Source organism: Lactococcus sp. S-13, from assembly GCF_004210295.1.
Lineage (GTDB): Bacteria > Bacillota > Bacilli > Lactobacillales > Streptococcaceae > Lactococcus.
This window is the reverse complement of sequence record NZ_SDAK01000002.1, coordinates 20,130-45,615: the sequence shown is the minus strand read 5'-3', so window position 1 is coordinate 45,615 and position 25,486 is coordinate 20,130. Positions and strand designations below refer to the sequence as shown.

The following is a 25,486-nucleotide window of genomic DNA, read 5'->3' as shown; positions in this document are numbered from 1 at the left end:
ACATCTAAACTCTGCCTGAATTTAGATGTGAATTAACCATGTTTGCTGCCTCTATAAATCTTTGGGGAAAGCAATCTCCAATCCCAGCAATAGCAACTAAGTATACCCTGTTGTCCTAATCTTAAATCAAGATATAAAAATAGTACCTGATAACCAAAAATCACAGATACTTCATTATATTTTCCAATATTATTTGTTAAATAACATCCTCTAGTTTATTACATAAAACATTTAATTAAAATCGTCTTACTTGTAAGCCGCCAAAGAACGTGATATAATCTAAAGTAGGCTATAAGGAAATAGTGTACTATAAGGAAATAGAGTGAGGAGGCTATCATATGGGAGGCACAAAAACTATCAAATTTTTGGAAGAACCCAGATATAGAGGGGAGAGTAAACTGTCCAGTAAAGGACAAATTGTAATTACTGCAGCTGCTAGAAAAATGCTTTCTAAGTCAGCGAAATTTGAACAATCCGTGTTTAGGGATGGAACAATAGTTTTAACACCTAGCGACTTGATGACGAAAAAAGAAAAGTTTTTAAGTCAAGTTAATAGTTTCCAACAAAAATACGGTACAGTTGAAGATACTGAATTTTTTGGAGATATAACTAACATGGGAGAAGAAGAATATGATTAAATAGAAAGTGAAGTTTTATGAAAAGTTATAATTTTGGCGAATGTTGGTATATTGATTTAAACCCAACAAAAGGACATGAACAAGGCGAAATGCGGTCTGTTATTATAATCAGTAATGATGAATTTAATAGAACGGGTAGTATGCGGCTTGTTGTTCCAATTTCAACATCTCCAAAATATGGAACTGACCCAAAATGGATTGAGTATCCTTGGGTTCTAGATGTTCCAAAGAATGGTTTTGGGACATCTGGTTTTTTTCTTGCAAATCAGGTGAGAACAGTAGATATGTCAAAACGAGCAAAAAATAAATGGGGTGAATTTTCTGAGAAAGATTTAGAACCATTATTAGATGCAGTTAGCTTTATACTACCAGGTTAAAAAAAAAGAGATTCTTATAGAGTCTCTTTTTTTTTTAAAATATGTTTAGACTTCTTTATCAATTAAGTAACGCTAACTCATTAATCATTAGTCGCTATGAATTTAGAGGTCAGAATTTTTGCTTCTAACATCCCTGTTCATGATAGCACATTCCATATAACTCAAAACGTTTTTAATAGTTTTTCTGATATTTTATATTGATTTGCGGTTGTTTTTGGGGTATAATATCAGTAAAACTTATATTTCGTATTGTGTTTATTGGTGGAGGGACAAATGGATAACCAAAAACTAAACCATTTTTTTGACTACTCCCTTGAACCTCGACGAGCGATTCTTTTTGAGGATGTCAAGTCAAATTATGCTTCTATTGAGTGCGTTCAACGAAACCTCAACCCTCTAACGACTTCTCTTTGCGTCATGAGTCGAGCGGATAATACTAAAGGGTTAACTCTTGCCTCTAGTCCCACATTTAAAAAAGTTTTTGGGATGAAAAACATAAGTCGTGCCAGCGACTTACCTTTTCTTATAGAAACAAGAAAATTCAATTATCCCCGATGGTATAGAACGCATACGGACATTCATGGACAGCGAACTGAACCGACTTTGCAGTACGTTGCTTTTATTGAATCTTGGGCAAAGCGCACTTGGATTGTTCCCCCTCAAATGCAATTGTATGTAGATTATAAAATAAAGGTAACCGATATTCTTACCAATTACACATCAATTGAAGAAATTCATTCTTACTCGATTGATGAATCTTTTTTGGATATTACTGAATCCCTTAATCTATTTTATCCTGGTATTAAAAACAGATATGAGCAAATGAATTTGATTGCTTTAGATTTGCAACGAGAAATTTTGCATAAGTTAGGGCTTTACGTCACTGTAGGAATGGGAGATAACCCCCTGCTCGCCAAGCTTGCGATGGATAACTATGCTAAGCATAATCAGAATATGAGGGCATTAATCCGTTATGAGGATGTGCCTAGTAAGCTGTGGACGCTTCCTAAGATGACAGACTTCTGGGGAATCGGGAAACGCACTGAGCAACGTTTAAACAAGTTGGGGATCACTTCTATCAAAGAGCTTGCGAATGCTGACCCTCTTTTGCTGAAGCAAAAATTAGGAACGATCGGACTGCAGCATTTTTTCCACGCTAACGGCATCGACGAAAGCAATGTCAGAGAGAAATATACGCCTAAATCTTCTAGCTTCAGCAATTCTCAAATTCTACCACGTGACTATCATAACCAAAGAGAAATTGAGCTTGTGATTAACGAAATGGCGGAAAACTTAGCGGTAAGGCTGAGAAAAGGGGATAAATTAGCAAGTAACCTTTCGCTCTACGCAGGGGCTGCAGCAACCTCTGAATACGCTTCGATTAAGGTTTCACGCAATATTGAAGCCACTCAAAACACAAAAGATTTACAAGAACTGGCAATCTCACTATTCCGTGAAAAATACCAGGGAGGAGCAATAAGGCAAATAGGGATAAGTGGGAATCAGCTCTCTGATAGTTCTTTCAAACAACTTTCGCTATTTGAAAGTGTTGAAGAGAATCAATCCAATGAAAAGCAAGAAGCCCTTCAAAAAACCATTGATGAAATTAGAGAAAAGTTCGATTTTCTCTCCATCCAAAAGGCAAGTAGTTTATCTGCGGGATCACGTGTGATCCATCGGAACAAGCTTATCGGAGGTCATGCAGCAAGCCAAAACAAGGAGGAAACAGATGTCAGTTGATCGTTCCTATAGCCCTTATGAGGTCATTCGGACTTATCACGATCGAGGGATGATGAAATGGGGTGCATTTGCGACTGGAGAACTTATGGAGGCTCAAAATACCTTTGAAAAGGAACAAAAAAATGATAAAGTCACTCAAACTTTATCAACTCATGCAGTACTTCATCTTCTTAACCAGTCTTTTTCTAATCAGGTACAAATCAAAGTTAAATATCATTCTAAAAATAAATTAACTGAAGTCTATGGTTTTGTTTCTGAATTTATCAATAATCAAGTCAGAATAAAATCAACAGATAAAATCTATCTCATATCCATTGAACAGATTATAAATATTTCTTAAATAAAGGGGCTAAAATTAGTCTCTTCTTCAATTAGAGTTTTTTCGAAACTTTTAGATATGAGTACTTAAAATATTAGTCTGTAAGTTTGACAACTAAATGAAATATGATATAATTATATTAACGAAAATGAGGAGCGTAAGCTTCACATAAAAAAAAAACCAAGTACAGTTTGGTCACTGTCTTGGTTTTTTTATATGCAAAAACCAGCTGGTCAAGCTGGTCTCTCTTCCCCTAGGGATGCAGACTATTTTTTGTGGCGCTTTTTGCGTTTTTTTAGGAAATGTTTATGGTTAGTCATCCATAATTTAAACAAAAAAAGTAACATTTCCACCACCAGTGTGGCAACGGCTTGAACGAAAATGAGAAACATAAAACTTCACCCCCTTTCCAGGCATGTTTCACATGGTCAGGGTGCGCCACTAAAAATTATATCATAATAAAAGTTGTTTTGTAGAACTCCTTGAAAGCTAGAGCAAATTAAATTACTCGTTTTCCTGGAAATAAGCAAGTAATTTGTTAAAATCCGTATATCCATTGAACAAATTATAAATATTTCTTAAATGAAAAGGGGCTAACTTTAGCCCTCTTTTCTATTTCATCAGCAACTCAATCAATTTTTTCTTAATTTCTTGTTCTTCTTCCGTTCCTTCAAACTCTAATTTTTCTAATTGAGTCTCAATTTTCTTTAATTGTGTAATTGGCTTTTTAGCTGTTTTCTCGTTGTTGCCTGATTAATTCATCTTTATCCATTACTAGAGTCCTTTTATAAGAGAATTTAGGAAGCTTGATGCTGAAGGAAATCCCTGCTCTTTTGATACAGCAGTCAATTTTTTTCTCACACTTGGCTGTAAACTAAAAGTATAATTTTGAGTTTTTTCTGTTGTATCCTTAAAACTTGGAATGATTAACGCTTCTTCTTTATTAACTACACTCTCAGTAGGGGTGCGTAATGCTTCAGTTATATTTTTATTACGTGGTTCAAATGCCATTTGTTTCTCCTCTTGAATATATTCACATTTATAATTCATGCTTATTACGTATACATATAAATGTTATTTAATAGCAATCGTTACATTTATATGTGATGTAGTTACTTATATTTTTTCGCTAATAATATCAAAACTCTTTGCAATATCATCAAAGAATTTTTTCTGTTTTTGATATACTTTTGTATCAAGTTTTAAATCAGCAATTGATTTTTTATCCAGAGTAGTTCTGTTGAAAAGTTCCTTTTCTGGGATTACTGCAACAACATTATCTTCGTCTTTAAGAGCTTCTAACAATTGTCTTGATGAGCTTGTATTATGTTTTACCATATTAGCAACATAATATAAATTTGCTGTGAAGTATGATTTTCTGGTGTTATAGTCGATAGCTTCAATTTTTAAATCTTTTACTCTTTCTTCAAGATTAAATTTTGCATTATAGCCATGTTCACTTGGTGTTATAGGGCTAATTATAGAATTACTTACAATAAGAGCATTTTTAGTTGCTGTTGAAAAATCTGGGTGAGTATCTATTATAATAAAATCATACTGCTCTAAATTTACTCTTTCATAATTATCAGCAAACCATAAATAAAGTAACATATTTTTATTAGTCTTATTTTCAATATCTCTCTCGATAGCATCCAGTCTCATATCTCCTGAAATTAAGCTAACTTTATCGGAAATCTCATGAATTTTTACTCTTCCAGATCCTTTGAAAATATTTCCTACTGTCTCTTCATTGTCGTAAATATCATAAATTTGGGACAAGTTGCATTGATGATCCAAATCAATAAAGAGTACATTCTTCCCTGATTTTGCTAGCCACTCTCCATAATTATACGCTAATGTAGTTTTACCAACACCGCCTTTAATGGCTGAAAAGGTTACAATTTTCATTTTCACTCCTTTATTTGTACGTATATTCACAATTACATGGATATATGGATTAAACATACGTATACTTATTGCTTGTATTTATTATAGCAGCACACAGTTATGATGTCAAGAGGTAGGTGTAAATATATACCTTACGTATGTTTATACTTGTATTCATGATTGTGTTTGTTACATATAATCGTCCTCGTTGTTACCCTGTGTGAAGATTCCCTTAATCTGAGTCATAAATTAAACGGAGTAATTTTGTAAGTTTCTTATTTTCATTCGAGCCGTTGCCACACTGGTGGTGGAAATGTTACTTTTTTTGTTTAAATTATGGATGACTAACCATAAACATTTCCTAAAAAAACGCAAAAAGCGCCACAAAAAATAGTCTGCACCTTCGTAGGAGTCAAACCAAACTGATTAGCTGGTTTTTTCAATACAAAAAAATCAAGACAGTGACCAAACTGCTTGACTTTTCCATATGAGCTTATGCTCCTCATTCTTATAGATTGATTGTATCATATACTCTTAATTTATCAAATACTTGTTTTTAAGTATCTTACACCCACAAATATCAAGTATATTTACATTTGTTGTTTATACGTATGTTTGTTGTGTATGGATGCTATTTAATAGGGTTTCCGTATATTAAATACGAATACACTTTTAACATTCATTCCATGGACCATCAAGAGGAATTTCAAAATCTTGTTGATCTAAATCGCAGATGAACCATGATAAATTATTATTTCTAAAAAATTCCACAAATACCCTGTACTCAGAGTACTTAAGTCCAAAAACAACACTTGGTTTAAGATTAATATTCATTCCAGGGCTCATGAACTTCCACTCAATAGCTTTCATTTCTGCTACTTGAAATAGTTCCTCAATAGGCACACCATGTTCTAATAAACTATGAATCGGCTGTAAAAGTTTACTATCGTCAGTATCAAATTGGATACTTCCATTATGTGGAACATAAACTAACATTCCTGTATCATTTTGTTCAATATCAACACTCCATAGGTAATTTAAATACTCTAAAACCCGTTTCGCATCTTCTACAAACGGGCTAGTTTTACCAGGAGAAGAAGTACGTTTAGTTAATGCAAGACCACTATTACCTGTTAAATCTGCACTAAATGGTGTAAAAATAAACTCGATTGATTGAATTCTCCGCCCCGTCATGTGGTATACATAATCAAGATTTTTTACTATTTGCTCACCCTCAGCTGTTCTTAATTCAGAAATCTCTTTTACTGCTGTCTCCAAATATTTTTTTCTGTTTTTTCTTAAATCAAAAACTTCACTATTTTTACTAAAAACTTCTTCCTCAGTTTTTAATATCTTTAAGATTTTCTTGTCAAAATCATCTATTCGCATCTTAGTCCCTTTAGGAAATCCTCTAAATTCGCTGATGAAACGATAAATTCTTTTTGAATATTTTGAAGGTAGACTGTTATTTATCCCCCTACTGTACTGAAGATGTTTTACAGTTCGCCAATCTTTTGAATTTATCAAATCATAGACGTGTAAAGGTTTATTGATTATATTCCCTTTGGCATCAACTTGTTGAGGACTAATTTCAGCATTCGAGATGGTCAATTTTACCTCTTTTTTTGTACCATCAAAATCTATGATACTGAAGATATTAATTGTCTTCCAAGACTTAGGAGTTCCGTCTTCATTAGTCTCTCTAACCTGGTAGTAGGAAAAGTTTTTGAGAGCGTCATTGAGATCATACATTATTTTTTGTAATCTCTTGCCATTATATAAGCTTTTAGTCCCATTTTTTCTCGTTACCCACAAGCCACCAAGTTCTGCCAGTTCTTGATAGGAAAAGGTTACTGGTTCAGCGCCATTGTACCTATCCCTCAATTCCCCTAAGATAGCAAATGTTATATTTTCACTTGCTGCGTTAATATCCTCCGTAGAAAACATCTCTGGAAGTTGACGGCTGTATTTAATATCGTTTCTAAATTTCTCTTCATCCTCAAGTTCATCTAAAAGATTAAAATTTTGCATAGGACTCCTTTACCAGTATTAAAAGTGTACTTAACAGTACTAGAAGTGTACCGTGATCCATAAACTGCTTATAATCGTAAAAAAGGTGTATTTTTTATGCCTTTCATAGTAGAAAAACCATATTTTTATATAAATTTTCTTTTTATCTAAGGAAAACTTCATCAAAAGTACAACATTTTTACGATTTGAAAGCTATTTTTTTTAATATACACTTTTTTTACCATTATGTCCAGTACAAATACAACATTTTTACGATTATAAGCAACATTTTTACGACCATAAACAACTTTTTTACGATTATAAGCAACATTTTTACGACATACCTACAACATTTTTAGGAACTAATACGCAATTTTTACGACATACCTACAACATTTTTACTCCTCAGTACAACATTTTTACTCCTCAGTACAACATTTTTACTCCTCAGTACAACATTTTTACGATTATAACCTCTAGAAACCGCATGGTTAAGCCTTAAAATCGCCCCTTAACTGTAACTGTAACTGTAACTATTATATATAACTATTAACTATTTATTTTTAACAAAATAACTGACGTATTTTTTCAAACATAAAAATAAAAGGACTCCATTTACTCCCACTTTCTTTCTAAAAAATTTTCCAGTAGGAGTAAAATCTTCAACAAAAACTGATTTGATATAAGACAAACCTCTTTCAGAGAGTATTATCTCTTAGAGAAACCTTATTCTCTATTTGCTAAATTATTTACATTATGCTAAAATCTAGCTAAAAATGAAGGCTAGTATTTAATTATAAATTGAATTTGAAAGAGGAGATATTATGTGGGAAAATTTAGGTCTTAGCGGTGGAAGTGGTTTTATATTTTTTGTTACTTTATACTTTGTTATCAAATGGGCTGTAAAAAGTGGAATTAAAGAAGCGTATAGAGATATCTCTAGCAATATGTTACCTAAAGAAAAAATATGGAAACCAACAACCAAAAATTCTGATAAAGAAGAGTTAGAAGAGCTCTAAGATAACCCTCATCGTTGTTAGTCTGCTAATCCTTCAAAGGGTTTAAAAACATAATAAATAACAAGAATAAAAAAGTGAAAATCAACAAATCTTTTAAACGTTGATTTTCACTTTTTTAATACTATTTTTTAATTGGGGTAAAAGCTTCTACAACTTTCCCAATTATCCTTGTGTTTTCATTTAGTTGAACCATCTTATTCACCTCTTTTTGCAGATAGAATTGTAGCTCTATTTTCTAATTTCTTGCTGGCTCAATCTTGAATTAAGGTATTGCGTTGCTGCTACACTTAAATATTTAACAATATTTTTCTTTGTTTCTGTATAGTCAACCATTTTTTTTCTTACGTAACTCATGTGCGTTTCTAACGCATCTTCCCCTAGTTCCTTCACAAGTTTATCATAAATCGGATAAACACTCTCAGCAAGTCCTAAAATTGTATCTTGATTTGCAATATCTGCTGCAGACAATAAAGAAGCGGTGATAAGCTTCATAGTTAATGGATTGGAGACTGCTACCGCATAATTAACCTGATTTTGAGCTTGTTTTTGTTCTTCGGTCAATTGTGCTTGTACATCATTACGTTTATAATTTTCATCTTTCCAATTTATTTTCTTGACGATATGAAACTGGATTGAGTCGATTGATCTCCCTTTTTTTATTTTTTCATAAGTGATATTAAAATGAGTATGAAGGCTAATTTCATTTATTGCATCTTTGATTACTCGCTTTTCAAAATTATCGAACCTCTTATAATCTTCCAACGTATCTGTTAACTCTCTCAATTTATTTACAGATATTTTAGGGTTATTTAAATCGTAAAGTTGTGCTTGATTACGTTCGCCTGAAAATTGGTAAGTTTCAAATTGATTATAAAACATACAAAACCATTTATACAAAATTATACTGTACTTACTTTGAAGCTCAATTATATCTGAAATAGCATATTGAGTAAACTTAGTCCCTAATTCTATTAGGTAAGGCATGATAGCTATATCAAAACGGATCAATACCTCATCACTATAATCTGTCCACTCTACTTCTGGAATTGGTATTATACTTCTAAACTTAAATCCCTTTTTTTGTTCTTCTCTTATCTCAAAATAAGCAGTCTTTTGCATTTTTTCAATCGCTTCTCTAAAACGAGTATGTTTATCATTATCAGTTACTTTAAAAAAATCAAATACCTCTTTTTTGGATAAATACACAATATTGTCTTTGGGAGGGTTTTTAGTATCAATACATGATACTGCTAACTCAAAAATTTTTAATGGTGTTTTATCCATTTTTGCGACACTTGTAATTAAATCATTGTGTTGCGCTACTTTTCTTGAGTTCAATTCTAATTGATATTGTAATTCTTCAGTATTTTTCTGTTCTAGCATAGGTATAACTCCTAAAGTGTTTTACTTAGCCTAATATTAACACAACACACCTACATCGTCAATTTAAAAGTAGGGGCTAACACAGTTTTTTGTAGGTGAATACACAGTTTTTTGTAGGTGAATACACAGTATTTTGTAGGTATTTAATGCTGTATAGGCAATGAAAATAAGCTTACATTTTTTCCCAAAAGAACAAAAGACAAAATATATAATATAAATAAATTAAAAGGGACTCTAAGGAGTCCTATTTTTTTCTTCTTCTTCAAATAATTTTTGGGCAAAACTTATTACCCTTTCTTGGCTTGGTTCAGAAAGATGTTCCATTAGTTCATTTATCTTATTTGCTGAACGGATGTTTGTCTCTCCCAAAAGGTAACTAACAGAAACATTAAATACTTTTGCAAGTTTTTCTAGGCTATCTTTATTAGGAGTTCTCTTTCCTTTTTCCCACTCTAGTATTCTAGGCTGGGCTATTCCAAGTTTTATTGCAAGATTTTTTTGTGTTATTTTATGTTCTTTTCTAAGAATTTTTAACCGTTCTGGTAGACTCATAAAAAAATTTCCTTTTTCCAAATTAATAGTTGACAATATACGCAAAAAGGTATATTATGTATTTATAGGGAAAAAGAAAACTTCTTGTTACTAAGCATTTAAAAAAACCCGAACAACACTTTCCCTATCAAGCTTTATGGTACCTTTAAAAAGCGAAATCCATAATATTTGGAATTCACAAAAAAACTCTCAACTCTTGTTTAAACAAGAAATCAAGAGTAATGGATAAAAATAGCCTATTTTTAGATGATAAAAGCTAAAATTAGAGTACTATTTCTCTTATAATACCAACCCTCATTATAACATTTTTATCCATTAAACCATACCCCTTACTTTATAATTTACTTAAACATGGCTTAAACACCTGTCTCGTTCACTTGGGAACAACGATCACAAAGAGGTTCAACTCCTCTGATAGGCATTTCTAGGGCTTCCCTAGAAGTTAGCAATTGCTAAAGGCAGCACTGATTATTGGTAATGATATTCTATAAACATCCCGTATATAGTTTATCGCAGGTTCGACTCCTGTCAGTGCTATTCAAAACAAATTTAATTTATCCTAATGTCAAATTTAAAATAAGTGGCATTGATATCATACGGGAGATATGGGGATCTAAATTAGCGAAGCAGTTCTTGCTGATGATAAGCACTCTATTCTCTTTAAATGAGGATAGGGTTTTTCCGTTAATGCGGTTTTTAGAATACAATTGGAGGCAATCAATGAAAGGGGATAAAACGTGTAAGGAATGCGGTCAAATTCATCAGTTACCAAGCTATCAAAACATTTGTCAATATTGTCAGAAGGGTAAAAAAGAGAGTGAGATCACAGAAACAAGAGGTCATGTGACCCAATGCTTGGAGTGCAGTAGAAAATAAAGAGGGATTATTTATGGCAGAAGGAACTGTAAAAGATTGTTTAGAGAATTATCTTAAAGCTTATAAGTCAGATTCGATTCAGAAAATTAGAGACGAAAAAATGCAGCTAGTCACTGCTTCAGAATTTGTGCAGCTTCATCAAGAAAAATTAGCTGCCGAAAGAGAAGTTGAAAAGCTCAAAAAAGATAACGAAGCCATGAAAAAGGCACTGACAGAAATATCAGATGGAATAGCTGAAGTGTCCATAGATGATTTCAACAATTCTTCAAAGGCAAGTGTTGCATCAATATATGCAGAGCAAGCGCTCGCAGCGATTGGAATGTAGGTTGGATTACACGAAAAATTGATTCGTGGGAACAAAGAAAATAATAAAAGATATTTTAAATGAACCATTGAGGCTTGATGAGGGAAAAAGAAAGGGATTTGTGATGGATATATTTTCTAAAGGAGCAATCATACAACCAAGACAGTTGAAAAGACTAAATGGTAAGACAATTATTTTCCAAAGTGGCGAACAAGGGCGTATCGCTTATCCATTAGTTATTATCAAAAGGGGAAAAGAATTTTGCCATGTGAGTTTAACCAATCATAGAGTGTTCAAAGAAATTGTGCAGATCAAATTCGGTAAGACGGTCATTGCTGAAAGAGTTAATCACAATTCACCACTTTACTCGACAGGCAAAGGGATAAGCCGAGTGAGAAAAAAATATTCATTCTAGCTCATGTACTAAAAATCAAAAAGGAAATAGGCTCGCTGGGAGCAAAAAAATTACGAAAAGGTTTCGACGCCTTTATTTCCTATATTCCCGCTTTGTGGAACATTAAACATTTAAGAATGTTGCTTCACTTCTTTGATTCAAGGGGGAGGTAGAAGTAGGCTAAACACAAGAAGTCAAAGCAAATGGAATTTGATCTTTGAAAATTTGAATAGTCGGCATTAACTCGGTTAAGATGCTATCAATTGAGCTTGGTTAATGACCGCCCCCCTCATCAGCGTGGCTACTAAAGGGGGCAAAAGGGGAGTGTCAGTTGATTAGGCTTTCTTCTTCCCTTTTGGGTGAAATCACACCGTGTCCATTGATGGCACGTATACGTAATCAGTCCAATAACAGCAAGACTTGCCAATGAGAGAAGTCGGGACGCCTAGATGTGAGAAAACATTGGGAGAAAACCTACTGCCTGCGGGTCAGGGTGAACATTGCCACAGTTGAGGTCGCTGAATGCGTAAAGGAGCCTCAGAGTTAGGGGTTAACTAGAAACCTTGCGTAAATTTTATTAACGTCCAAAGGACGACCAATATGTTTTAAAAAAAATCATTAAAAATGTTATACTTAATGAAATTAAAAAGAAATATATACAAAAAAAGGAGTAAACATGATGTTTTTAGCTGTAATAGTGATTATCATTTTAGGAATTGGTGCTTTTTTATCTGTTTTTCTCAATGTGATGGTCAGGGTAATGTTTGTTTTTATGTTTTTAATGGGTGTTTTACTCATTGGATTAACTAAACTTTTTTATAAAACAAGAGATTTTATAATTAAAACAAAAAAAATGGGTTGGTAAAAATACTTATAATAAAAAGGATGGGAGAGTTTAATGATTAAAGCAATAGATGTTTTAAGAGTAATGGCAGAGCATAGAGAGAGTGAATTTGAGTTTAGAATCTATTCGCCTCGCACAGAAGAAGGTTTATCTGATACTGAATTATCTCCCTTGCCTGCTTATGTTGAAAAAAATAGCACCGTAGCAAGAATGCGTGGGGACGAGAAAGCTGCAATTCAAGTTGTCACTTTTTTTGAGTCAGAATTTCAAGCGATTGCTTCGTTTAAAAAGGATGGAGAACTTATTTGTGAGAGAAAAGCTTATGGACAACCGATGGAGGCAGTCAACAAAGCATTATTTGAGCAAGGGGTCTATTCTGAAATGCTTGAAAAGCAATTCAAAGGAATGCGTACAGGCAGAGAAATTTTTGTTCCTGAAATGAACGAGGCAACTGCAAGCGGAATGATGAAAGAATTTGCTTCTTGGGATGAGCAGAAGAATAAATAGGATTACGGGGAAACGTTATGAAGAATATTGTGGAACAAATCAATGAGAAATTTAGCAAAAAACAAATTATAACAACATCAGCTGTTATTGGAGTCCTTCTTGTTGGAGGAATTACAGCAGGAGTAGTCAATCACAATAATACTGTCCATGCCCAACACGTCGCACAAGTAAAAGCTCATGAAGCCAAGCTCGAAGCGGATAAAAAAGCTGCTGCAGAAAAATTAGCTCATGATAAAGAAACCGCTCAACAAAAACAAGTTGCGACACTTTTAGCTACAGCAACCACAAATCCAAGTGATGCTTCAATTAAAGTGGTCAATGATGCGATTGCTAAATTGACGGATCAAAAAGAAAAAACTAAAGATACTGATTTGGTTAAAACTTTGAATGCTCGTCTTGCTCTGATTAAAACTGCTCAAACAGCAGTGAGTGACTATCAGAAACACGCTAATGATGCCACTAAACAAAAGGCGGCAGCACAAGCGATTAGTGCTTTAAAAGATAAAAATGATGGAGATGTAAAAGCTCAACTTCAAAAGCTTTTCGATGCCAGCAACAAACAAGCTCAAGAAGCCGCAAAAGCTGCTCAGGAACAAGCCAAAACAACTCCTGCGCCTTCATCTCAGACTCCTTCAGAAGGCACGCCTGCGCAAGCTAATAGCGATTCTTCTGTGGACAGCACAAACGCTCCTGCGGCTAATTCAAGCTCGTCTGAAACAACGCCTCAAGCTCCAACTGCTACAGGAAATGGTGGGAGCAGCAATTACACTGCTCCGTCTCCCTCAGCACCAGTTCAATCTCCAAGCACGCCAGCCCCTTCCCAGCCTGCGGCTCCGTCGACACCAACTCAGGCTCCAAGCACTCCAGCTCCTTCTCAACCCGTGACACAACCTCAAGCACCAGTGGCGCATACATATCAAGGGTGGGTAAGAGATAGTACAACAGGTGCTATTATCTTTAGCCAAAACTATTCAAGTTGGAATGCGGCTTCAAGTGCAGCGACTTCTTATATGGATTCTGATGTAGCAGTTAATTTATCATTTGAAAATCATCAGTTAAATTATGGAGTAACCCAACTCTCATAAAAAAAACACGGAAGCCTTGAAATACTTCCGTGTTTTTTTTGTTGGAAAAATCTTAAAATTGAAAGGAATAAAGGAGTGACAAGGCTGTGTCAAGTACAATTAACGGTTGAATGTTTAAATGCTTGATGAAAGTTCGATTCTTTCTGCTCTTATTCGTCCGAAATTGACGATAAACTATGCCATATCTCCTAAATCTGACAGGGTTGTCAGATTTTTTTGTTCTCAAAAACATTCAAAAAAAGGAGGATTTCTGAATGAAGAAATTCAAAAAATTGGAAGATTTGCTTCGTGAACCGAAAAATAGTCATTTTCGGTCACGCAAATCGAAAAAAGAGTGGGTAACCTCGAGTCAGACCTTGTTATCACGCCTCGTTAAGCCTGCCATTCAACTTGTTGCTCAGACCAGTCAAGTAATGATTGGCTCTAAAAAAGCACGCCACCTCGTGATTGCGACCCTGCTTGCACTTGGAGTTGGGGGCGGGACACTTACGACTTCACACTTTGTGCTTGCGGCGCCTCCCGCTTCTGGCACAGTCAATTGGACTCCGCAAAATGATATTGCGACCCTTTCAAACGGTGAGGTTGTGACCTATCTTTCGCTGGACAGTAGCGATCCTGTTTATTGTTTGGCAATGGGTGTGCCGCTTAATAATCCAAGTACCCAAGCCCAGCAGGATGCCATGAATGCCATTTGGGCAAAATTGACAGAGACTCAAAAAGCAGTCATCAATAATATTGCTTATTTAGCTAACAAAGCAGGAGCGGCAACTAATCGGACAATATATACTGCTGCACGGCTTGGGATTTGGCATCAATTATTTGTTTATGGAGTCGCTTCTGAAGATGCGACTCCGTCAATGATTGTTAGCTTTGGTCCTGATTCATCAGGCGTGACGGTTGCCACGGTTCAAACTGAATTTGACGGCCTTATCAATCAAGCACAAGCCTTAACTTCAAAACCATCTTTTGACGGTCAAACAGTTAAGTTGGTTGTTGGAGTACCTAAAACCATAACGGATACAAATGGAGTACTTTCTACATTTCCATTTATCAAAAGTAACGTTGCTGGATTAAGTGAGACTGTTTCTGGAAATACTCTCACTCTCAACCCAACATCTGCAGTAAAAGCTGGATCTACTTCTAATGCAATTCAGTTTAGGAATGCAACATCTAAACAATATCCAAATGGTTTACCAAGGTTTGTGTACAGCACAAACGGAGATAGTTCAGGAAATGCAAGTCAACCTGTTATTGCCGCAACAGATCCTTCGGCAGAAGTAGCCTCACTCAACGTCAATGTCACCCTCGATGGCTCATTGAAAATCGTTAAAAAACAGACTGCACAGGATGCTCATCAAGGCTCAGGAAATATTGCAGGGGCTAAGTTTGATGTGACCCTCTATCAAGCAGATGGTACGACGGTTGATACAGGCATTGATGGCACTTTTGATACGCTAGATGCTGGTGGCGCTAAAAACGGAAGCATTAGCTTTTCTAAAGGGGTGGCTCATAACGTTACAACAGGAAAAGATGGCTCCATTACGATTAAAGACTTTTCTGCGGTTGGGGATGTGTACAAAGTCACAGAAGTTGCTGTCCCAGCTCCCTACACCCTCGGACATTCAGACTCAACTGGAAAACTCGTGAACACACCGATTACAGGTAAAATCACAGAAGATTCAACAACAGGAACTGCTCAAGCGGTTTTCACTGACAATAAGCAGGTTGGGGGGATTAAGTTCCACAAAGCAGGACTTTACAATGGTGCTAACCTTTTAAACAACCTCTATCAATTCAACGGCACCGTGATGGGCGTTAAAGATGCGGCAGGCAATGTCGTGGCTCAAGCCACGCTAGATGCCAAAGGAGAAGGCAGCACGACTGACAATCCTTTATCAAGCCCTCTGGTCATCGGACAAAAATATACCGCTTTTGAAATCACGGCTGGTGCAGGTTTTGTCAACACTTTTGCGCCTAAAGAAGTGACTTTCACTTACAAAGGTGCTAATCAAGTCATTGATTGGGAAGACGTTTCTGGCACAAACACCGAGGTTACTGGTGAGATTGAGATTGATAAAACAGTCAAAGATGCCACAACGCTTGGAAACAAACAAAACACGCAAGGCGCTAATTTCACGATTTTCTACCGTTCGGATGTGAAAGATGCGACAGGTCAAATCCTTCACAAAGCAGGCGATAAGCTCAACCTTGCGGACGGCTTAAAAGGCAAGCCCATCACCATCACTTCTGGTACACAAGATGAAGCTGCCTTTTCTGAAACAGGGGATGTGACGGTTCGTCTTTCAAATCAAAATAAAGTCATCATTTCAGGAATCCCTGCAGGCGAGTGGATGGTTCAAGAAACGCAAGCTGGCTATGGGGAATCGCTCAATAGCACCAAATACAACTTTGATGTTAAGAAAAAAGATGAAAAAACGGCAATCATTAACGTCAAACAAGACCTTCCAAACCAAGCCTTGCGTTGGAACGCAATGTTCACTAAAGTCTTGGAACAAAATCATTCACTAACAGGACTGAATGATGCGCAATTCCAACTGGTGGCACAAGATGCGAATACCAAAGCGGCTTTTAAAGCCTATGGTTTTGAAGGAAAAGGCGATGTGGCAACTTCGGGAACGACTGTTGGCGGCAATGGCTTTACTTCGGATGGCTTGACTGCTTTTTACAATGTCCCTCTTGGCACGGAACTGGATGCTAATGGCTTTATTGCTCGTTACCAGCTCAAAGAAATTGTGACACCAAAAGGCACAAAAACAATCGTGCCGATCAATATTGATGTCACAGCGAATGTGAACCAAAGTGGGGCGATTCAAAGCTACACCTATAAATTCTACTGGTCGGATACCAAACAAGTCATTCACGAAGAAACTTACAGTGCAGCAACGCTGATTGATGATAAAGTTCTGACCGTTCGTCCAAATCTCGGTATGATTGCGGACGAGGTGATTACCCCTCCAACCATCACAACCACCGCAAGCGATGCGGCAGATAAAGATTCAACCTTAGGCGTAGGGCTTGCCTCAATCAACGATAATGCGGTCGTCGCCAACCTCTCGCCAAACACCGACTACACCATGAAGGGTGAGGCAGTTCATAGTGAGGACGGAACACCTAAGCTCGATAAGGATGGCAATCCAATCACAGCAACGGTAAGCTTCACAACAGATTTACGTGGGAATGCGATTGTGCCACTTAAAACGCCTGATTTTGATACCACTGCGGATCAAGGCAAGAAGTATACCATGCTTGAAACTGTGACGGATAAAAACGGCACGGTGGTTGTCAAAGAGGATCATTGGAAGAACAACCCTGCTCAAACCGTTTCGGTCACAAAAGTGGAGGGGGCAACACAAGTCAAATCAGCGACGGTACCGCTCGGCTCAAAAGTTCAAGTGGTTGATACTTATCATTACGAAGGACTCGTCCCTGGTCAAAGCTACACCGTCAAAATCTCAAACGCTTCTGTTAATCATACCAACCAGTTGATTCCAGTTGAGGGTCAAGTGACGTTCGCTCCCACAAAAGCTGAAGGGGAGATTGATGTGCCTGTCACGCTTGACTCACTGAGTGTTTATGGCTCGGAGTTAACTTTTGTCAACGAAGCCCTCTATCTTGGGACAGACACGACTCAACAGCCTATTCTTAATAATAACAATCCAAAGGATGAAAAAGAGACCGTTTCAACACCAACGCTGCAGCCTCACAAATTTGAAACCAAAGGCGCAACGGATAATCTGACCAACAATACGTTCTTGCAAGATGATTCTGAAATTGCCAAAGGCTTCAAATTGACGGGCGATGCCAAAGACACCACGACTAAAGAAACGGAGGCCACTTTTAAGGCTGAAGTTGAAAAAACGGCAAAAGATGCCCACGTGGATGAGGTTAAAAATAATCAAACCACCAACGGAAACAATACACTGGTCAAGATTGGTCAAGTCATTCCTTATCAATTATGGCTCGATACCACACCTTTTGACCAAACAGCGCTTCTAACGAAACTTGGACTCGTTGACGATTACGACGAACGTTATTTGACCCCTGATCTTGCTTCCGTCAAGGTTTGGGATGCATCAGGGGAGTTCCTTGCGCCAAGTGATTATGTGGTAACGAACGTCGATGGAAAAGTTCAAATTCTGTTGAATCACTTTAAAGAGAGCACTTTGGCGAAGGGCAAAACCGTTAAAGTGCTTGATATGCCTTTTGGGCAGTATTATAAAGCTTCTATTTCCATGACGGTCAAAGCAGGAACGCCAGATCACACCGACATTTTAAACGTGGCTTCCCAAGTGGTTGAAGGACTCAACCCTGACGGCACACCGCTTAAAGGACTTACGATTAAAACCGAAACACGGGTTAATGAAGTGACTAATCCCGCTGTTGCAGCACCTAAAAAAGTGGTAAAACCAGAGGTTAAAGCGCCTACTCCAAAAGCGATTGCCCACAAGGTGGTAAATATTTTCCTTCCCAAGACAGGCGATTCCAAATCGATCTTGACAGCAGTTGGTGCATGGTTCGTTACCGTTTCTCTTGTTGTAGGAGCTGTTCTTAACGAACGTAAGCGGCACACGTTGATGGCAGGAATCAATAAATTCAAACGTTATATTAAATTTTAAAAAAGCAAAAGTAACCTTTTGCTTTTATTTTTTGAATAAGAAAGAAAAAGTGATTATGAAAGTTAATTTAAAGAGATTCCAAAATCTGATCCGTTCGCCAAGTGGGGGCTTACTTTTTGGTTTAACATCAGTTGTTCTCTTAATGGTCGTTATTTTTGCTGCTGTTACCCTTTTTTTAACAGGAGTGGGTACAGATAAAGCTGCAGTCGCAACTAAAGCTCACACGTTAAAAGTGAGCTCTACGGCATCTTCCAACCATGCAAAGGCTAAAAGTAGCCCTCAAGTTAAGGAAAAGAAGGCTAAAGTGAATGCTGAAGCGGTTCAAACAACATCACAAAGCCAAGTTCAAAATAATGTCGCCCCTCCTCAACCATGCCCCAATCAACCTGAAAGCTCACAACCTCAATATTCACAGCCTGCTCCAGTTCCTGAACAAAACTCAAATGATCAAGCACAAGCTTTAAGAGAGGCTGAGCTTCAACAAGAAGCGGAAAATCAGAAGGAAGCTGAACGTTTAAAAGCAGAATATGAAGCTGAAGGAGACACCGTCAATTTCATCTATCAAAATGTGAACTGACAGAAAGGAACGAAAATGTCATACACACAATCGGAACGTACCGAGTATAAAAAAAGCGCCAAAACAATTGCTGGTCTCTTAGGAGATCATTTCTCAGAGCTTGAAAAAGAGGCTCTTGATCTTCAAACAGATCACTATAAAAGTTACGCTGAAGAAGGGCAAAAACGTTTAGTTAAAGCCCTTGAAAAAAACAACTTCAGCTTGGCTCAATTAGAAAATAAACCAACCAAACACCCTGATAGCACAAACGTTCATCAGGTTTCAAATAAGGAGGAAAACACAAATGAACATTTCTAATTCTTTTGTACTAGCAGATGCAGCCATCAATCAAGATACCATTGTTTCTAAGGTCGGAGACCTTTTGAGCATTATTCAAGTTGTTGGGATTGCTGTTATTGTTTTATCTGCAGTTGCTGCTTTAGTTATTTCCGTGGCGGCAAGTGAACGAAGCAAAGATACATGGTATGGTCGTGCTAAAATTGCCTTTGTCATTGCAGTACTTGTTGTAACCATTCCTCAACTGGTTAAATGGTTGCTAGATATTTTGGGACAAGGTGATAAGTACAAGTTGAATGCGGTGGGGACAATCGCAAAACAATTGGCAATTTCTCCTCTTGCTACGTTAAAATCGCTATTGTAAAAAGGAGAGGCTATGTTTAATTTAAAATTAACTTCAGACCAGCAGACTACCACCTCAACGCTTGATAAATCATCCGTTCAAATTAACGAATTCCAACAAACGTTAAAAAAGGAGACAGAAGTTGTGTTTGCTGTTCATGACTCAAAAGAAACCGTCTGGACAGATAAAGTCGTACTCTCGCCCTATGGTTCAAGTAGTTTGAAAACCTATATTTCAGATTCTTTGGAAAAAAACGGTGTTCCAACTGATGAAATTGTGTCCTTTTTGTCTGAGCTTTTTGAAGCTCAGCCTAAACAAGAACAGAAAAAAATTGTGGCAGAACCCGCACCAATTGAAGAACTCGAACAAGTAGAAAAAATTGAAACAGAAGTGCATCATGTGGCTGCTCAAGCAGGGAAAAAAACAATTGGTGTGATTGCCAGTTGGAAAGTGGTTTTAATTGTCATTCTTTTACCTCTGATTTATCTCTCTGCTTTATTTGTCCTATTTACAACCCTGCATTTTCAAAATGTTTGGTTGATTGGGCTAAGCTTGATTGTTTCAGGATTTATTTTACTTTGGTACTTGTCAAAAGTGATCAAATCCTCACAGCGAAAAGTCTTGGAAAAAACGATAACCAAGGAAGTTTTTCTTTATGTGGGTCAAGAACAACTCAAGCAGCGTCAAAAAGTTGCGAAACAGCTTCAAGTGTATGATGATCTTTTTGGGAACACAAACTTGAAACGCTTAGCAACTGCAGATGGTGTCCAAGCTGCTGAGCAGCTACTTGGAGAAATGGCGGTCCTTCAAGATGAATCAACGCTATAAACAATGGAAAAAGTGGTTAGCTGAACCAAAATTATTGGTTGGCTTAGCCACTTTTGTTTTTATTACGACCTCGGTCGCCTTTAATGTCATTTATCATCTCCTCGCTTTTTTCATGGATTCAATGAAAGGGGCAAGTGTTCTAAGTTATGGCCAAAATTTGAGTTACTTTGGCTATCAAGTAAAACATCATCTTTTTTCCCTTTTTTTCCCTTACTGGTCGAAACGTTCCTATTGGTTGTTGTACCTCCTTCTTTTAGTTGTTGTGGGTATTCTTCTAGCAATTCTCAGTTACAAGGCTAGACGCTCTTACAGAGATTTAAACAAAGGCACAAAAGGGACATCAAAATGGACGACACTTGAAGAGATTAAAAGACAATATCCAAAGGCGTCAATTGCTAAAGATGTTGAGTTTGATTCTCCCCCTGGTCTGCCGATTGCAGTAGATCCCAATCGTCAAGAAATCTATTTTGATCCAGCCAACACAAACTCTAAAGTTATGGGAGGGACACAAACAGGGAAAACGCAATATATTACCTATCCAACGATTGACTTAAATATTCGATCTAAACAGCCAGATTCAATGGTTATTAACGATATTAAAGGAGATATTACAAGACGCACGTGGGAACATCCATTGGCACGAAAAAAATTTAATAGGTTGACCTTTAACTTAGTCAACCCTAAAAATTCCTTAAGGTATAATCCTCTTCATGAGGTGATTAAATATTGGGTATCAGACAATGATCGAGCGCAAGAAGCAATTAAAACTGTCAGTACCGTCCTCTTTGATGACCCTGACGCCAAAGACCCTATTTGGAATTTGGGTGCGAAGTCCGTTTTTGAAACAGCGGTTGTCCTTGTCTGTGAAATTGCAGTAAAAGAAAGTAAACCTGAATGGGTTAATATTCCATCTGTCTCAGATTTTATTGATTTGACCACACAACCCAAAGACTTAAATAAAAAAGGGGAATATCTTCTTGACCGCTATGTTGAAGGACTTTCAAGAAATCATGTCGCTCGTAAATTCTACCGCCAAGCGAAACGAGGAACAGAGCAGCAAAGAAAATCATTCATGATGATTTTTGATGGGAAACTGTCATTTTTGACAACCTCGTCGATGATTCATTTGACAAGTGGTAATGACATTGATTTTAGTGAGCTTGTCTATCCAAGCGATGGGAAACCCACGCTTTTATTTGTGGTCTTTCCTTATGCGGATGAAGCTAATGCCATTATGCTTAGTCTCTTTTACAATCAGTTGTATCAAACGATTGCTAAAACATCAACGGAAAAAGGGAAAAAATATGATTTTAGACTGCAGTCTATCTTTGAAGAGTTCCCTAACATTCCGCCTATCATGAACCTCAAAAAGCATTTAAACGTGGGTCTTGAAGCAGGAAACATTATTCGGATATACTCTCAATCCTACCAACAAGTTTATGAAAATTATGGCGACACTCTTGGAAAAGTCATTTTGCAAGCATCTGGGAATAGCATTTTTATCCAGTCAGATGATAAAGATGACGCCAAAGACTTTGCGGATAATTTGGGAGAGACAACGGTGATTGTGGAACAACGCTCAGGCTCCCCAATGGACTTAAATAAGAGCTTCACAGAACTCGAAGATGGTCGTGAACTCATTAACACTTATGAATTAAGGAAGTTGCTAGAAAGTGAAATCATTCTTGACCGAACTAAAAAACGTAAGGATTTAGAGGGGCGAGATATTCGTCCCCACCCGATCAAAGCTTCCAAGAAACAAATCAAAAAAGGCGGAGGTGAAAAAGAATTTGACGAATTCGAAGATTATACGAATATGCTTGGTGCATGGGAATATTTATTTGTGGAAGCAGGAGGTGACTTTGATGACCACGGGAAGGGCTTAAATGACTTCAATTTCAACGTGGGAACTGTTTTAGAGGACACTCTGGTTTCCGAAGAGGCAGTTCAATTACACATTAAAGCCCCTACAATGAGCAAGAGCGATGTTTCACAGGCTGAGAATAAAGCGAAATCCGATAATATAAAAAGGAAAAAATCTGATTCCGTACAAACCTCAAATAATCATGTTGAAGAGCCTAAAAGTGTTGAGGCTAATTTCTCAGAAGTGGTTGAAACACAAGATGAACGAAGAGTTTCTCCTCGAATTGAAGAAGTTTACCAACGTGAAAAAGTGGGAAAATTGCTCACACACTTTTTTGGAGAGGGTATTCAACTTTTTTTCAAAGAGGAAGTCACTTTTGTTTTTCAGCTGGATCATTTGATTAGACAAAATAAAGTAAAACTATCAGAATATGAGCTTAAAGAGTTTTTTATGCTTTTAGCCCAAACTAAAAAATGAAGGGAAAGAAATGAAGAAAATAAAAAGCGCTAGACTTCTTGTATTAGGAATTCTGGTATTTATTTTGTGTGCCATTTCAATTTCAACACACGCAGATACTTTTGATCCACCAAACACCAATTTTTCTCCTCCCACTTTTAATACAGGAGGTTCAAAAACAACGGGAAATATTGTGGATGATGGGAAAGCTGCAGGAGCGCTGAATGGTGAACTCGAAAAAAACCTCTTGAATTGGCAAGATGATTTAGAAGTAAGTGACCCTCTCAAAAGTATTTTTCGCGGTTTTGGATGGTGGGGCATTATTCAAGCGGGAGATATTGTCAATGGGATTACTGGGGCCTCCAAAAACACTTTTGATTTATTAAATATTTATGGAACAGAAGAAAACCCTGGGCCGCTTCAGAATACAATTGATAATTATATGCCAATCTTTGTGGCGGTTGGTACGCTCGTCTTTGTAGCCATGACGCTAGGAATTGTTTTCTCAAAAAATCAAGAAGTGGTAGGGTTGTTGAAATCGTTGCTTTTATCTGCTTCAATCGTTGTCTTACTTCCTTTTTGTTTTGGTCAGTTCTCTACTTTGACGACGGCAACTGGAAAATATATTGCAACACAAAGCAATACTGGTTATGCGGTCATTAATAAAAATGTTCGAGACCTCTACGCCCTTGATAAAAATTATGACTGGATTAAACCAAGTACTGAGAGCAATGATGAGACAACCAAAAAGCAAAATTTCTTAGGGAAGACAAATAAAAAAGAGTTACAACTTATGGATGTCAATGGGACTGCCGACCCGTCAAAACTCAGTAAGGCAGGGACAGACATAACAAAAAATATGTTATCTGTTAATGAAAAAGGAAAAGTAGCCGTTGTTTCTTTGAATGACGGGGTAGGTAAAAGTTGGTGGCAATCTCTGCTCACAGGGGATGCAAGCTATTACCGTTACCATATCAATTTCTTTACCATCATTTTCTATGAGCTATTAGTTTTAGTTGTTTCGGCTTTCTTGCTTTATAAGCTCATGAAAATTGAGTTTGAGATTGTGACCAATTCAGCGATTTTGCAAGCGACGGCGATGACAGACACCAAAGGTAAACGTAATTGGGAACTCATCACTAAAATCTCATCTGGTTTTAGTGCGATGATTATGGTGATTTTTTTACAAGTCCTATTTTCAGACGGTTATGCGGTGACTTCGACTTTACCAGGGGGTGTTTTTGTTCAATTTATTGCAGGACTTGCCCTTGCTTTTGCGGTCATTGAAGGGCCGAATGTCTTCCAATCTCTCTTTGGCGTTTCTGCAGGACTGGATACAGGATTGAAAGATTTAATGACCCTCTCACAAGGTTCAATGTTAGCTAAAAACCTTGTTTCTGGAGGTAAAGCAATGGCTGGAGGAATCATGAACACTGGTGCTTATTCTGCGGGCGGTCTTGCAGGAGCGGTAAGTGGTGCTTTTAGTCGAGGAGAAAACACAACAAACCTTGGTGGCGATTCTGATCAGTTGTCCTCAGATAAAACAGGTTCTGATTCAGAAGATGAAGCACTACAAACTCAAACTTCTCAGATGAATAATGACGAACAGTTTAAAGATAATCAAACTTCTCAGATGAATAACGATGAACAGCTTAACGATAATCAATCTTCTAGTATGAATAACGATGAACAGCTCAATGATAATCAATCAGAAGAAGTGAGTAGCGATGCTCAAACTGAACAAACAAGCACTTTTGATAGTGACGAATCGAATGGTTCTTTAAATGACACAGACCCTAATCTAGCGAGTATGGCTTCTGAAATGGGTGGATATGGTCTTGAAGCAGAACAAGGGGCTTATCAAGCATTTAATGAGACACCAATGGAAAACGGACAAGGCTTTGGCGATACCCCTTCAAATACGTCGAAAATGGACGATAGAGCAAGCGAACGCATGGGTCAAGGAGAAAGTTCGCAAAATCACGAACAGGCCTCTACAAGCGAAAAAATAGCTCAGAGCGATTCGGTTTCTATGAAGGGCACTTCGCCTGCTCGTCCAGTGACTTTGGGTATGGCAGCCAAAAATATAGGCCAGGGTTTTGTGAATAACAAGATTAACTCCCCTAAACCTAACTTGATTCAGCGCTATCACACTGCTTATCAATCAGGCAAGGAACTAACAGGAGGTGCTATTAATACAGTATCCAATTTAACAAATAAGAAAGGAGAAGATAATGCCTAATCAAACTCAAGAGCCTACCCGATATAAAGTCAAAAACGGAACGGAAAATGATATTTGGGATGAATCTCAATTACTCGTGTTTATCTTTGGGGCTGTTTTTGCAGCTCTGACTTCATTTTTTGTTGTTCCTATTGATTTCATTCGCTACCTATGGTTAGCTTTTGTGGTAGGTTTGACTTTTTGGCTTACCATGCGGAGCCATTCCAACAAAAACATGAGAAATTACATGGTTATTTATACTTACCTCTTTTGCAAAAGAGGGAGATATGACCTCACAAAAAATAAAAACATCAAGCAATAAAGGGATAACCCTAACTAAAAGGAGACT

At 37.0% G+C, this 25,486-nt stretch carries 23 protein-coding genes; 18 read left to right on the top strand and 5 right to left on the bottom strand.

Translation table 11 applies throughout. From position 1 onward, the window contains the following. Positions 1-338: 338 nt before the first annotated feature. The 4 genes from EQJ87_RS10865 to EQJ87_RS10850 all read left to right on the top strand — a co-directional run bounded on the left by EQJ87_RS10865 (position 339) and on the right by EQJ87_RS10850 (position 3,095). Positions 339-638: a hypothetical protein gene (locus tag EQJ87_RS10865; RefSeq protein ID WP_130124682.1), complete on the top strand. Its 300-nt coding sequence runs from the start codon at positions 339-341 to the stop codon at positions 636-638. A gap of 17 nt (positions 639-655) precedes the next feature. After that, complete coding sequence (locus EQJ87_RS10860; protein WP_130124681.1) at positions 656-1,015, top strand: type II toxin-antitoxin system PemK/MazF family toxin; 360 nt, start codon at positions 656-658, stop codon at positions 1,013-1,015. 273 nt (positions 1,016-1,288) lie between these two features. Beyond that, entirely contained in the window at positions 1,289-2,755 is a 1,467-nt protein-coding gene (locus EQJ87_RS10855; RefSeq protein ID WP_130124680.1) for a Y-family DNA polymerase, read from the top strand. Continuing rightward, the gene (locus tag EQJ87_RS10850) at positions 2,745-3,095 is read left to right on the top strand and encodes a hypothetical protein (protein WP_190289093.1); all 351 of its coding nucleotides are present in this window, start codon (positions 2,745-2,747) and stop codon (positions 3,093-3,095) included. Before EQJ87_RS10855 ends, EQJ87_RS10850 begins: the two co-directional genes overlap by 11 nt. Positions 3,096-3,848: 753 nt before the next feature. Here EQJ87_RS10850 and EQJ87_RS10840 read toward each other — a convergent pair. From EQJ87_RS10840 to EQJ87_RS10830, 3 genes are all read right to left on the bottom strand, one after another. Then, positions 3,849-4,085: a hypothetical protein gene (locus EQJ87_RS10840; protein WP_130124678.1), complete on the bottom strand. Its 237-nt coding sequence runs from the start codon at positions 4,083-4,085 to the stop codon at positions 3,849-3,851. A gap of 105 nt (positions 4,086-4,190) precedes the next feature. Beyond that, positions 4,191-4,982 (bottom strand): ParA family protein, encoded by a 792-nt coding sequence (locus tag EQJ87_RS10835; RefSeq protein WP_130124677.1) that lies wholly within the window; start codon positions 4,980-4,982, stop codon positions 4,191-4,193. Positions 4,983-5,633: 651 nt separating this feature from the next. Next, positions 5,634-6,992: a replication initiation protein gene (locus tag EQJ87_RS10830; protein WP_130124676.1), complete on the bottom strand. Its 1,359-nt coding sequence runs from the start codon at positions 6,990-6,992 to the stop codon at positions 5,634-5,636. 803 nt (positions 6,993-7,795) lie between these two features. On the opposite strand from EQJ87_RS10830, the gene EQJ87_RS10825 reads away from it, so the two are divergent. Further along, positions 7,796-7,990 (top strand): DUF6019 family protein, encoded by a 195-nt coding sequence (locus EQJ87_RS10825; RefSeq protein WP_130124675.1) that lies wholly within the window; start codon positions 7,796-7,798, stop codon positions 7,988-7,990. Positions 7,991-8,218: 228 nt separating this feature from the next. On the opposite strand, the gene EQJ87_RS10820 is transcribed toward EQJ87_RS10825, so the two are convergent. Together EQJ87_RS10820 and EQJ87_RS10815 are read right to left on the bottom strand one after the other, a co-directional pair. Continuing rightward, positions 8,219-9,373 (bottom strand): RepB family plasmid replication initiator protein, encoded by a 1,155-nt coding sequence (locus EQJ87_RS10820; RefSeq protein WP_130124674.1) that lies wholly within the window; start codon positions 9,371-9,373, stop codon positions 8,219-8,221. Between the two features lie 234 nt (positions 9,374-9,607). Next, complete coding sequence (locus EQJ87_RS10815) at positions 9,608-9,925, bottom strand: helix-turn-helix domain-containing protein (RefSeq protein WP_130124673.1); 318 nt, start codon at positions 9,923-9,925, stop codon at positions 9,608-9,610. Positions 9,926-10,814: 889 nt separating this feature from the next. Between EQJ87_RS10815 and EQJ87_RS10810 the strand changes: the two genes are divergently transcribed. From EQJ87_RS10810 to EQJ87_RS10750, 13 genes are all read left to right on the top strand, one after another. Continuing rightward, positions 10,815-11,126 (top strand): hypothetical protein, encoded by a 312-nt coding sequence (locus EQJ87_RS10810; RefSeq protein WP_130124672.1) that lies wholly within the window; start codon positions 10,815-10,817, stop codon positions 11,124-11,126. Between the two features lie 25 nt (positions 11,127-11,151). Further along, on the top strand, positions 11,152-11,520 hold the full coding sequence (locus EQJ87_RS10805; RefSeq protein ID WP_130124671.1) for a hypothetical protein: 369 nt from the start codon (positions 11,152-11,154) through the stop codon (positions 11,518-11,520). A 655-nt stretch (positions 11,521-12,175) separates the two neighbouring features. Then, positions 12,176-12,364: a hypothetical protein gene (locus tag EQJ87_RS10800; RefSeq protein ID WP_130124670.1), complete on the top strand. Its 189-nt coding sequence runs from the start codon at positions 12,176-12,178 to the stop codon at positions 12,362-12,364. A gap of 33 nt (positions 12,365-12,397) precedes the next feature. After that, entirely contained in the window at positions 12,398-12,850 is a 453-nt protein-coding gene (locus EQJ87_RS10795) for a hypothetical protein (protein WP_130124669.1), read from the top strand. A 17-nt stretch (positions 12,851-12,867) separates the two neighbouring features. Continuing rightward, positions 12,868-13,935: a hypothetical protein gene (locus tag EQJ87_RS10790; protein WP_130124668.1), complete on the top strand. Its 1,068-nt coding sequence runs from the start codon at positions 12,868-12,870 to the stop codon at positions 13,933-13,935. A 254-nt stretch (positions 13,936-14,189) separates the two neighbouring features. After that, positions 14,190-18,572, top strand: a complete 4,383-nt coding sequence (locus EQJ87_RS10785) for a VaFE repeat-containing surface-anchored protein (RefSeq protein ID WP_130124667.1) — start codon at positions 14,190-14,192, stop codon at positions 18,570-18,572. 55 nt (positions 18,573-18,627) lie between these two features. Next, complete coding sequence (locus tag EQJ87_RS10780) at positions 18,628-19,149, top strand: hypothetical protein (protein WP_130124666.1); 522 nt, start codon at positions 18,628-18,630, stop codon at positions 19,147-19,149. A 15-nt stretch (positions 19,150-19,164) separates the two neighbouring features. Next, positions 19,165-19,446, top strand: a complete 282-nt coding sequence (locus EQJ87_RS10775; RefSeq protein WP_130124665.1) for a hypothetical protein — start codon at positions 19,165-19,167, stop codon at positions 19,444-19,446. Continuing rightward, the gene (locus EQJ87_RS10770; RefSeq protein ID WP_130124664.1) at positions 19,433-19,789 is read left to right on the top strand and encodes a hypothetical protein; all 357 of its coding nucleotides are present in this window, start codon (positions 19,433-19,435) and stop codon (positions 19,787-19,789) included. Before EQJ87_RS10775 ends, EQJ87_RS10770 begins: the two co-directional genes overlap by 14 nt. Before the next feature lie 12 nt (positions 19,790-19,801). Then, positions 19,802-20,596: a UbiA family prenyltransferase gene (locus EQJ87_RS10765; RefSeq protein WP_130124663.1), complete on the top strand. Its 795-nt coding sequence runs from the start codon at positions 19,802-19,804 to the stop codon at positions 20,594-20,596. Then, the gene (locus EQJ87_RS10760) at positions 20,580-22,937 is read left to right on the top strand and encodes a type IV secretory system conjugative DNA transfer family protein (RefSeq protein ID WP_190289091.1); all 2,358 of its coding nucleotides are present in this window, start codon (positions 20,580-20,582) and stop codon (positions 22,935-22,937) included. The genes EQJ87_RS10765 and EQJ87_RS10760 overlap by 17 nt, the downstream gene beginning before the upstream one ends. 10 nt (positions 22,938-22,947) lie before the next feature. Then, positions 22,948-25,158: a pLS20_p028 family conjugation system transmembrane protein gene (locus EQJ87_RS10755; protein WP_223804550.1), complete on the top strand. Its 2,211-nt coding sequence runs from the start codon at positions 22,948-22,950 to the stop codon at positions 25,156-25,158. Beyond that, a complete protein-coding gene (locus EQJ87_RS10750) occupies positions 25,151-25,459 on the top strand; it encodes a hypothetical protein (protein WP_130124661.1) in 309 nt (102 codons plus the stop codon). The genes EQJ87_RS10755 and EQJ87_RS10750 overlap by 8 nt, the downstream gene beginning before the upstream one ends. The last annotated feature ends 27 nt before the right edge of the window (positions 25,460-25,486 follow it).